The sequence below is a fragment of the Micrococcus sp. HSID17227 genome, assembly GCF_003989405.1.
In the GTDB taxonomy this organism is placed as follows: Bacteria; Actinomycetota; Actinomycetes; order Actinomycetales; family Micrococcaceae; genus Micrococcus; species Micrococcus luteus.
On record NZ_RBLN01000058.1, the window covers coordinates 1 to 10,063 of the forward strand.

Annotated in this window: 10 protein-coding genes; 3 read left to right on the forward strand and 7 right to left on the reverse strand. The window is 64.6% G+C overall.

Annotation, left to right across the window (positions count from 1 at the left end):
• Positions 1-207 precede the first annotated feature (207 nt).
• The 3 genes from D8M29_RS04975 to D8M29_RS14130 form a co-directional block, all read right to left on the reverse strand.
• Entirely contained in the window at positions 208-672 is a 465-nt protein-coding gene (locus D8M29_RS04975; RefSeq protein ID WP_069941825.1) for a hypothetical protein, read from the reverse strand.
• Between the two features lie 449 nt (positions 673-1,121).
• The gene (locus tag D8M29_RS04980; RefSeq protein ID WP_087114239.1) at positions 1,122-1,787 is read right to left on the reverse strand and encodes an HNH endonuclease family protein; all 666 of its coding nucleotides are present in this window, start codon (positions 1,785-1,787) and stop codon (positions 1,122-1,124) included.
• Positions 1,788-1,954: 167 nt separating this feature from the next.
• The gene (locus D8M29_RS14130) at positions 1,955-4,693 is read right to left on the reverse strand and encodes a DNA methyltransferase (protein ID WP_087114238.1); all 2,739 of its coding nucleotides are present in this window, start codon (positions 4,691-4,693) and stop codon (positions 1,955-1,957) included.
• A 172-nt stretch (positions 4,694-4,865) separates the two neighbouring features.
• On the opposite strand from D8M29_RS14130, the gene D8M29_RS04990 reads away from it, so the two are divergent.
• On the forward strand, positions 4,866-5,672 hold the full coding sequence (locus tag D8M29_RS04990; protein WP_087114241.1) for a YfbU family protein: 807 nt from the start codon (positions 4,866-4,868) through the stop codon (positions 5,670-5,672).
• Between the two features lie 60 nt (positions 5,673-5,732).
• On the opposite strand, the gene D8M29_RS04995 is transcribed toward D8M29_RS04990, so the two are convergent.
• The 4 genes from D8M29_RS04995 to D8M29_RS05010 all read right to left on the reverse strand — a co-directional run bounded on the left by D8M29_RS04995 (position 5,733) and on the right by D8M29_RS05010 (position 9,517).
• Positions 5,733-6,563, reverse strand: a complete 831-nt coding sequence (locus D8M29_RS04995; RefSeq protein WP_127445826.1) for a hypothetical protein — start codon at positions 6,561-6,563, stop codon at positions 5,733-5,735.
• A 226-nt stretch (positions 6,564-6,789) separates the two neighbouring features.
• Positions 6,790-7,386 carry a recombinase family protein gene (locus D8M29_RS05000; RefSeq protein ID WP_087114237.1) on the reverse strand — a complete coding sequence of 199 codons (597 nt, stop codon included), beginning with the start codon at positions 7,384-7,386 and terminating at the stop codon, positions 6,790-6,792.
• 159 nt (positions 7,387-7,545) lie between these two features.
• The gene (locus D8M29_RS05005) at positions 7,546-8,217 is read right to left on the reverse strand and encodes a metal-dependent transcriptional regulator (protein ID WP_049147408.1); all 672 of its coding nucleotides are present in this window, start codon (positions 8,215-8,217) and stop codon (positions 7,546-7,548) included.
• 25 nt (positions 8,218-8,242) lie between these two features.
• The gene (locus D8M29_RS05010; RefSeq protein ID WP_080981713.1) at positions 8,243-9,517 is read right to left on the reverse strand and encodes an Nramp family divalent metal transporter; all 1,275 of its coding nucleotides are present in this window, start codon (positions 9,515-9,517) and stop codon (positions 8,243-8,245) included.
• A gap of 190 nt (positions 9,518-9,707) precedes the next feature.
• Here D8M29_RS05010 and D8M29_RS13520 point away from each other — a divergent pair, with 190 nt between their 5' ends.
• Together D8M29_RS13520 and D8M29_RS05015 are read left to right on the forward strand one after the other, a co-directional pair.
• A complete protein-coding gene (locus D8M29_RS13520; protein ID WP_002857209.1) occupies positions 9,708-9,860 on the forward strand; it encodes a hypothetical protein in 153 nt (50 codons plus the stop codon).
• 46 nt (positions 9,861-9,906) lie between these two features.
• Positions 9,907-10,063, forward strand: a 157-nt coding sequence (locus D8M29_RS05015; protein WP_148111522.1) for a transposase, incomplete at its 3' end; no start/stop codon positions are given.

Here is a 10,063-nt window from a genome sequence, read left to right on the forward strand (position 1 = left end):
CCCTGAGGCTTTCAGCTGCTCGACCAGGTCCTGGCCCGAGGGCTCGCCTGGGTTCTTCTCGTCGATCATGGTCATGATTCTTACCGTTCCTCTCGGTACGGCTTACACAGACCATCTGACACGCCCGGAACTTCCATCCTGCGGGAGAGGCCCACTCGTCTCATCTCAGCCCGGTACGGATGTCAAGAACCTCATGACCCACAACACCTAGTCCCGCCACTTCTGCGGAATGGCATCCACCATCATCTCTCGAAAGGTCTCGGGAGCGTCTGCCTGGCCCCTCATGGTTGCCTTGTCCTGCACTACCACCGCGACGAGCAGAAACAACGGAGTGAGAGTACTGAGGATGTAGCCCGGAGCAGACCACATCTCCGCCGCAAGGCCCATCACCAGTAGCCACAGAGACCCGTAAAGGATCGTCGCCCATGCGGACCACGGAAACCGCTTCCATCCCGTAGGGCGAAGACTCGCCAGCACCCGCAAGCTGGTTGCCGCCAAGACCGCAAGGACAGCAGACTCCTTTACCCATGCAGGCTCGTCGGCGGTCGCGCCAGCCGCCGCCAGCAGAGCACCCCCCGCCGTTATCACGGAGGCCAACAACGTGATAACCGCCGCTCTGTATCTCCCCTTCCTCGCCCACTTCTCTTGCAGCTCCTTCGCGCGAGCAGCCACCACATCATCGGGCAGTGGGTCAGCGGGCCGTGGTGCTCGATCTTGGGCAACCACAGCGCGGAAAGCAGCTACCACTCCGCACACCCCCAGCACCCAATCGACCACGTTCAGCGATCCGCTCCTGCGCCTCGGTGCGCGCGACATCCTCAGCACCCCCTCTCGAGGACGCGGGTGTGTCGGGGCGTCTACCCGGGACTCAGCGCCACGTGTTCAAGACCCGTGCTCTCGGTCATGGTCGTTCTCCGTTCAGGTAGTTCGGCGCCGTTTCAGTCGTCCTCGCCGCGCAGGTAAAAGCGCAACACGCCCACGATTCGCTTGTGGATCTCAGGGGTGGCCGTGACAGACATGGGTACGAGCACAAGTCCTCGAACCAGCCCCCCGGACAGACCAATGCCCACACCCGCAGCCGTCAACGTCTAGGGGATGGGCGCCATTGCGGCCGCGCAGCCTCAGTACCGGGTCACCTTAAGGGTGGTGTTCGTGCAGGAGGCGGCCTTCTTCACCAAGAACGCCTTCTCCGTGGCGTCAGCCTTCAACCCCCAGCGGATCTTCACCGCGGTCCAGTCAGCGATGTACTTGCACTGGTTCTTCGGCGGCAGCCACTGCTCCGGACCGCGGGCCTGCTTGGCCGAGTTCAACGCCGAGGTCTGCGCGTTCAGCGACCGGTCATCCCCCAAGTCGTTGTAGAACGCCACCCGCTTGGCCTTGGTCCAGTACCGAGCTCCCGAGCCCCACGCCTCATGCACGGGCACCAAGTGATCGATCTGCAGCGTCGATGCAGACGTGTGCGTGCGCAGATCCCAGCTGCTCACCCACTTGCCCGTGGCCACCGTGCACTTACGGGCCGTCGTGAACTTCGGGGTGGTCTTGGACTCCGCGATCAACACCTCCGCCCGCGTGTTCTGGCAGTCCCTGTTCGCATCCTTCCAGTCCCCGAACTGGGCGGCCCGGTCATAGCCGGCATTTTTCTCCGCCGCCACCGGCAACGACGCCACAGCCGTGCGCAACGGGGCCGAGTACGTGGTGCCGGCCGCCGCCGGGCCCGCACCCCCCAGGACAGCGGTGGCGACGAAAACAGCAGCAGTGGCCAGAGAAGCCAGAGAGCGTCGTGACATGGGCGAGTTCCTTGCTCGAGTGGATGACGCGATGCGAAGTCGCATCGCAGCTGAGCCTAAGGGGACTGGTACACGGATAGGTGACAGTTTGTCTCACGCCGCGTGTGCGGTCGTAGCCGAACAGACCAGCGGCCTCGAACGCTGACCCATCTCCGCGCCGGGAGCGCTCAGGCGCGCTCGGCGTACAGCTCCATCAGGCGCGTCTGACGGTCCTTCTCGGTCGCCCCCGCCGGCAGGCTGAGAAGGCCGTCCATGACGCGATCCAACCCGGCGTGCGCCTTCACCAGCGCAGGGTCCATCGCCAGCGGGTTGTAGTGCTGGGCCAGCGAACGCTCCGGGTGCAACGCGCGGGCCTCGAGCACCCCCTCACCTGCGGTTATGAGCTTCGACCGGTCCGTCTCGGACAGCTCCGGCAACGGCAGGGTGTTCCACACCAGCGTGTTCGAGAACCGCAAGTCCGACTTGATCTGTCCACCGACCATGCGCTGCCATGCGATGAACGCCGACGACGAGATCACTGCGAAGGCTAGGCCATCCTCGTCCGGGACGACGAAGTTTGCATCTCCCGCGATGACCTCGGGATCGAAGCGTGCGGCCGTGAAGAAAGCCCTGTTCTCCGACACGTGGCGGGGAATGCACAAGTACGCCTGGGAGGGAGCCCGGCGTTCTCCAAACAGGTGCGGCGTGGCTGCGAGCTTCCGCGTGGCCGCGCGCTTGCTCGCGGCCCGGTACTCCCGATTCCGCTCGATGCGCTCGCGCAGGAACGGAGAGCGAGCGACATCATCGGCATCGACGTCGACCAGCCACAGGCACCAACGGTCGAGGTCGTGGATGAGCTCGCGGGCGCCGACGAATCGGCGCACATATTTGGAGGCCCTCGCGTCAGCCAGCGCGGTGGCATGGCCCTCCGTGTCCAAGAGCAGGTTGCCGCCGTCGTTGGCCATGCTCCCAAACACCGCCCCCGGAAGGTCTGTGCTGAGCGGCTTGCTTCGGGGCTGCACAAACACGTCAGGCCCTTCAACCAGGTACGGGTTGATGCGGCTCACCGGCTGCATCTCCGGTGTCCCTGCGCCGGCCCGGTAGGAGAAGAGCGGCCTCGAGGAGCGCCGCTCCTTGACCATTCCGACGATCACGCAGTGCACGGCCGCGGCGTTCGCCGCTTCAGAGGTCCAAGTGAACGTGCGATGCGCGAACAGCACTGTCCACCCGTCCTCGAGCAGATCACTGAAGAGCGCAGCCACCTGCTGCCCCTGAGTGATGCTGTTCGTCGTCACGAACGCGAAGCTCGCCTGCTCGGTGTCGGCCAGGTAGGCCGCGGCCTTGGCGTACCAGCCCGCGCAGTAGTCCAGAAGCCCAGCCTTGCCACGCGGCCACAACGCGTTCGTTTCAGCCTTCTGCTCGGCCGTCATCAATCGTGCCCCGATGAACGGAGGGTTGCCCATCACCCGCACGTCCTCCGACGCCGGAAGAACCGAGTTCCAGTCCAGCTCGAGCGCGTTGCCGACCACAATGTGCGCCGACTCCGACAGGGGCAGCTGCTCCGGGGAGATGCCGATCTTCAACGACATGTCCTGGTTCGCCTGGTGGTTCACCAGGAACATCGCCGTCCGGGCGATGGTCGCCGGCCACTCCTCCAGCTCGATCCCGTGGAAGTGCGGCATGCGCACCTTCACCGTCTCGTCCTCATCCAGTACCAGCGCCGTCTGGGAGCGCTTCTTCGACAGCTCCTGCCGGCGCACCAAGATCTCCAACTCCAGGGCACGCAGCTCCCGGTAGGCCACGATCAGGAAGTTCCCGCATCCGCACGCCGGGTCCAAGAACCGCAGCTGCCCAAGTCGCTCGTGCAGCCGGCCCAGGGCGGCGCGGTCGTGGATGCTCCTCACGAACTCCGCGCGCAGCTCATCCAGGAACAACGGGCCGATCAGCTTCAGGATGTTCTCTTCGGTCGTGTAGTGCTCCCCCAGCTCCCGGCGCGCCTCCTTCGACTTCACCGCCTGGAACAGCGACCCGAAGATCGCCGGCGAAATCGACCCCCAGTTGAACAGGCACGCCTCGATCAGCTTCTGTCGCATGGAGGCGTTGAAGTATGGAATCGAGATGGACTCCCCGAACACGGACCCGTTCACGTACGGGAAGCGCAGCATCAGCTCGTCCGTGCCGGCCATGCGCTTGTTCACCGGACGGTTCAGCACCTGGAACAGCGCGGTCAACTGCGCGCCCAGGTCCGAACCGTCCTCCGCGGTGCGGGTCTGAATGAACTCCAAGAACAGATCCCGCTCCCACAGACCCGAATCGTCCGCGAACAGCGCGAACAACGTCCGCACGAGAAACACCGACGCCTCGTGCTCGTCGTACCCGGAGCCCTCGAGCTCCACGTAGAGGTCAGCCATCAACTGCGCGGCCTTCACGGACGCCGCGGCCTGCTCGGCCGAACCGAACTCGCGCTTCTGGTAACCGGCGATGAACCCGAACCGCTCGGCCTCCACTGGCAGCTGCTCCAGCGGGAACTCGACCACAGCCTCCTCCCCGGCCGGGGCGTCCAGGTCGCGCAGGCGGAACGTCTCGAAGTCGCAGGTGATCACGTACCGCGGCTGCTCCGCGTCGGGCACGTTCGCCAGGTACGTCAGCGCCTGATCCTCGGCGGCCGCCAAGTCCTTGCCCAGGGACTTCTGCTCCGCGATGAGCATGCCGGGCCAAAACACGTCGATGAACCCGGCTCCGCCGTCGGCCTTCTTCGCCCGGCTCTCGTACTGGGCCACCTTGCGGCGACGGATTCCGTAGACCGCGAACAGCTCCGTCCAGAACGACTGGGACTCACCCCGCTCGTAGGACTCCCCCGCCCACTCGTGCACGAACGCGGCAGCGTTCGCCCGGATCTGGTCCCAGGACAGGGGTTTGGTCTGCATGAGGGCCGGCCTTTCGACGGTGATCGATCCATCATGCCCCGCCCCTTCGGGCAGTGGAGGCAGTGGCGGGCGGCTGCAGTCGTGGCCCCACCACCCCACCCGCCGATTCAGCGCCTATGATATACTGTATTTCAGTACGACAATACCGTCATACATGAACAAGGGAGGCATCATGCCCACAATCACCATCCGACTGACCGACCAGGAGCACGTCACAGTGAAGCAAGCGGCCGAAGACGAAGGGGTGACCCTGAGCGAGTTCGTCCGGGCCGCCCTGCACACGGCCCTGCCCTCAGCGCAGCGGCCCAGTGACACGCTGGGGGGAGAAGTTCCGCCCCCTGACTCCATCCCTCTGCACGAGCGCCAGCAGCTCGCCCTGCTTCATCGCATCCTGGCCAACGTCCTGCCCAAGGACGCCAACGGCCCCGACGGTGACCGCGAGTACCAGCTGCGGCGGGCAGAAGTGCTCGAGAAGGGCTACACGGGCGAGTACCACACGGAGGTGGCCGGCTTCAGCCACGAGCTCTCCAAACCCGACTCGACCCTGTTGATGGACATCCTCGACATGTTCCGCGTCATCACCGCCAGCCGAGCCCGGCTGGATAAGGAAGAGGTCAGCCTCGATCCCAAGATCGAGTACAACCTCGTCTTCCGCGGCTTCGACTTCCACGAGCCACTGGAAGCACAGATGGCGGAGTACACCGAGTTCCTCATGAACGATGGCCGGTGGACAGACCTGCAGGAGCAGTTCAATGCAAGCGACCGGGGAAACTCACACGTGCCCATGCTCGGCGCCTACCGCCGCATGCTGAACGAGTACAGCACGATCATGGCCACCCGCCGCCCGGGTGACTACCGCGGCCGGCTCAAGCTCTCGGCCGAAGAGCTCACTCAGATCGCCCAGGCCAGCATCCACCCGTCTCACCGCCGGCACCCCTCTGGGGACCAGGCAGAGGCCACCTCACAGCAGACAGACTGAGACCCGGCCGGGGCACCCTCCTTGCGCTACGAAAGTGAGGAGGGCGCCCTAAGGATCCGACTAAGCGCCGCCCTTGTAAACCCCCCTCGGGACAGGCCTCAAAATGCCATCGATGGGATCTGGAAGTGCAGCCGGGTCGGCTTTGGATTGTCGGTTCAAACGATCTGCGCCAGCTGCAATCCTTGCTACCCGTTCCAGTGGGGACTCCTTATAGGCCCCTGACTCTGTCGGCAGTATGTCCTTGAGCTCCGGCGGTGAATGAGTGAGGCCTGGCACCGGGGAACCATCCCCCGCATGAATGCAGACTGCACCCGCCTCATGAATAATCGCGGGGAAAAATGAAGTCAAGGTAAAATCTGAAGCCGTATCTGGTAACGGGGTCGGGGAAAAAATCATGCTGATGCAGAGCAAAGTGTTGGACCCATAGCCCGACAAGTCAATTATGAACGTGGAGTCACAACTGGGAGACTGAATAATTGGCTCCCCTAGGGTCAACTGGCGCAACTGCACCTCATTGAGACTGTCCCTTCGATAAAGCACACCGGAGACGCCCAAGCTTTGAGCGATCATAAGGTCTCCCATGACGTATATCCCAATGCCTGCGTCCGATGCTGCGGGGAGACGCACGGGAAGCTTCATCATTGCCGAGAAAATTTGTACCCGGTCCACCATGTCAATCGATGGCAGACGGGCGACTTTACGATCCTGCCCGCCGGTTTTCTTCGAGGGTTGCACCGAGGTCATACCGGAACGGTGGTAATGGAGTTTAGGCCGGTCATCTGAGCTCCGGACGATTTCCGATGAGGGGTCAGAATAAAGACCGCCACCTTCCGGAACCACGAGACGAGAGTATGTAACATCTGCCCAGGTGTCCATGACGGGGAAGATCATGATCCCTCCATCCTTTTTTAGAATGGATATTGTGAAGATCTTTTTGACTTCGGTCGATCCCGCTTCCCGAAGAAAAACTGGCACGCTTCGTCCGCCTGGAAACTTTTTTCCAGGCATTATAATCCCTGAATTTGACGGGGATAGTTGGCTCATCAATTTTCTCCCATTCTCCGATTTATTACAAAGACTTGAATTACTCGCATACAGGGGCGTCCGACAAATAGATCTAATTGATGGCCCCTGCGGCCTGCGTCTGCGATCCGGAACGTCTCAAAGAGGTGTATAGGGTCTGCCGGCTCACCCCGAACGCGCGCGCCACTTCGGCCTTCGGGATCCCCATCTCGATCATCACGCGCGCCTGCTCCACGTCGGTGTCCGAGAGCTTCGGGGTCTGGACGTACTTGCCGCGGGCCTTGGCTAGGGCGATGCCCTCGGCCTGACGCTCCTTGATCCGGCGGCGCTCGAACTCAGCGAATGCCGCCAGGATGCCCAGCATGAGCCCATCGACTGGGGAGTTGCCGGACTTGTCCACGGTGATTCGCTCTGACACGAACTGCACCGCGCACCCCTTGCCGGTGAGCTCGTCCACGATTGCGTAGAGGTCCCGGGTGTCCCGGCCGAGCCGGTCCATGGAGGCGACCTTCACCAGGTCCCCCTCGCGGACGTACTTCATCAGCTCGGCCAATCCGGTGCGCTTGGCTCGGGAACTGCCGGAGATCTTGTCCTGGAAGACGCGGTCGCACTCCCCCACCGCCTCGAGCTGACGATCCAGGTTCTGCTCGGCCGAGCTGACCCGCACATAGGCCACAGTCTGTCCAACCACGTCTTAGACCCTCCGACACTTCTGTCTAACGGCCCGTTTTGGGACCGTCTCTGACGTGATGGTCTCGTGGGCGGGCAGGGTGTGTAAAGGGGTATACCCCCTTGGACAGCCTGCTTCTCGACGGGGGCGGCACCGATGCGCAATGAAGGTGAGGACGATTCATCCTCGAGTCGCGCTCGGCACCAGCCAGATGGCAGCCGCATCCGTCTCGATGAGTTCCACGGGCCCGACTGCGACCACGCGCAGTCGGGAGTGGCCCGCCTCGGTCACCTCGACGACAGTGCCGGGAACGAGTCCGGCCTGCTGGAAGCGGACCAGACGCTGCGGGTCGGCGTCGGAGATGCGTAGGACCCGGTAGAACCCCGGCTCGGCCACGTCCAGGCGGACCGCGTGGGCTGGCTGTGCCCGCTGCCCTTCGGGAGTGGGAATGGGGTCGCCGTGGGGATCGCGCGTGGGGCGGCCCAGCATCTGATCGATCCGCTCGATCAGCTCGTCGGAGGCGGCGTGCTCGAGTCGTTCGGCTTCCGCGTGGACTTCGTCCCAGGAGTAGCCCAGGGTCGCGGCGAGGAAGCTTTCCAGCAGCCGGTGTCGGCGCACCATCGCGATCGCGTGCTCGCGTCCCTTCCCGGTGAGGGTCACGGGCTTGTAGGGCTGGTACTCGACCAGGCCCTGAGCTGCCAGGCGCTTGACCGTCTCGGTGACGTTGGGCGCGGTGGTGCCCATTCGTGCGGCCAGGCTATTCGTGCTCAGCGGCGCGTCTCCCCACTCCGTGGCAGACCAGATTGCCTTGAGGTAGTCCTGGGCCACCGGAGTGATCTCGTCAAGGCTCATGGCCTGCACGATAGCGGGGCCTCCTTCACTCCTGCCCGGTCAACGTCAGCCACAGCAGCACGGCGTTCAGGGCCACGATCAGAGCCACGACCACCCATGCCGCCGTCTGCAGGGGCGCGGAGTTCACGTGTCGGCCCATCACGGCCCGGGCGCCGGTCAGGCGGACTAGGGGGATCATGGCGAAGGGGATGCCGACACTGAGCAGCACCTGGGAGAGGACGAGCGCCCAGGTGGGATCCACCCCGGAGGCGATGACCAACAGCGCGGGGATCAGCGTGAGCACCCGTCGCACCATCTGAGGGATGCGCCAGTGCAGCAGCCCGCCCATGATCTCCGACCCCGCATAGGAGCCCACCGCGGTGGAGGCCAGCCCGGAGGCCAGCAGGCCGACGCCGAAAAGGACACCCACCGTGGGGCCCAGCGCGGCCGTAATCGCCGCATGGGCACCTTCGATGCTGTCCGTCCCGGAGACCCCGGAGAGATTGGCCGCCGCCAGCAGCAGCATCGCGATGTTCACCGACCCTGCCACCAGAAGCGACAGCCCCACATCCCACCGGGTGGCCCGCAGCAGCCTGCCAAGGGTGCCCGGATGAGCGTGGGCCCCCTGATGGCGGTCACGCGCCAGAGCTGAGTGCACATAGATCGCGTGGGGCATCACCGTGGCCCCCAACATGCCGGCCGCCAGGAGCACCGTCTGGGTTCCCTCGAACCGGGGGACCATGCCCGCCACGGCCTCACCCCAGGAGATGGGCCCGTAGAACAGTCCCGAGACGAACCCGAGGGTGATCACGGCCAGCAGGCCCATGACGACGAACTCGAAGGGCTGCTGCCCGCGCCGGGACTGCACACCCAACAGGATCATCGAGACCACCCCGACGATCACCCCGCCGGCCAGCAGGGGGATACCGAAGAGGATGTGCAGGGCAATGGCCCCTCCGATCACCTCGGCCAGATCCGTGGCGGCGGCCACGATCTCCGCCTGCACCCAGTACGCCAAACGCCGCCCGCGCGGCAACCGGTGCCCCAGCAGCTCCGGAAGCGAGCGGCCGGTGACGAGCCCGAGCTTCGCCGAGAGGTACTGCACGAGCATGGCCATCAGGTTCGCTGCGACCAGCACCCAGACCAGCAGGTACCCGTACTGGGCCCCCGCCGTCAGGTTCGCAGCCACATTGCCGGGGTCCACATAGGCCACCGCCGCCACGAAGGCCGGCCCCAGCAGCCGCATTCCCCGACGACCGGGGCGATCCACCCTCTCCACGGCGACCTTGCCATCCGCCGGCCGATCCACACCGGCGGTCATCCGAGGCTCCAATGGCGATGCATGCATGAGATTTAACATACCTGAACTCTGAGGAGACAGGTGGTCTGACCACACCCCGGCACCCCGGCAGTCTCAGATGCACCGACGGCCGTAGCCGAACACTCCTGCTTTCACGAACCTAATCGTGTGCACCTGAATTCTTTTGTGTGCCCTAACTGGAGTACCCCTCATGGAAATCTCCCGCCGTTCAGTAGCCACCGGCCTCGCCTGGGCCGTGCCGGCCGTGGCCGCATCGACGGCCGCGCCCGCCATGGCCGCCTCCTCCTGCGCGGGGTACACCGCAGGCAAGCCCCTCCCAGCCTCGGCGTTCACCCTGACCTAGGGCGTGTCTGAGAATAGATGCACGAGTCAGCTGAGACCCTGGGGACATGTCCCGGTTCCAGATGCTCTCCGACGCACAATGGGAGTTGATCGCCCCGATGCTCCCGACCCGGACCGGCCGCGCCGGCAGGCCGTTCGCCGACGCCCGCACCATGGTGGAGGCGATCATCTACCGGTACCGGTGCGGAATCGCTTGGAGGGATC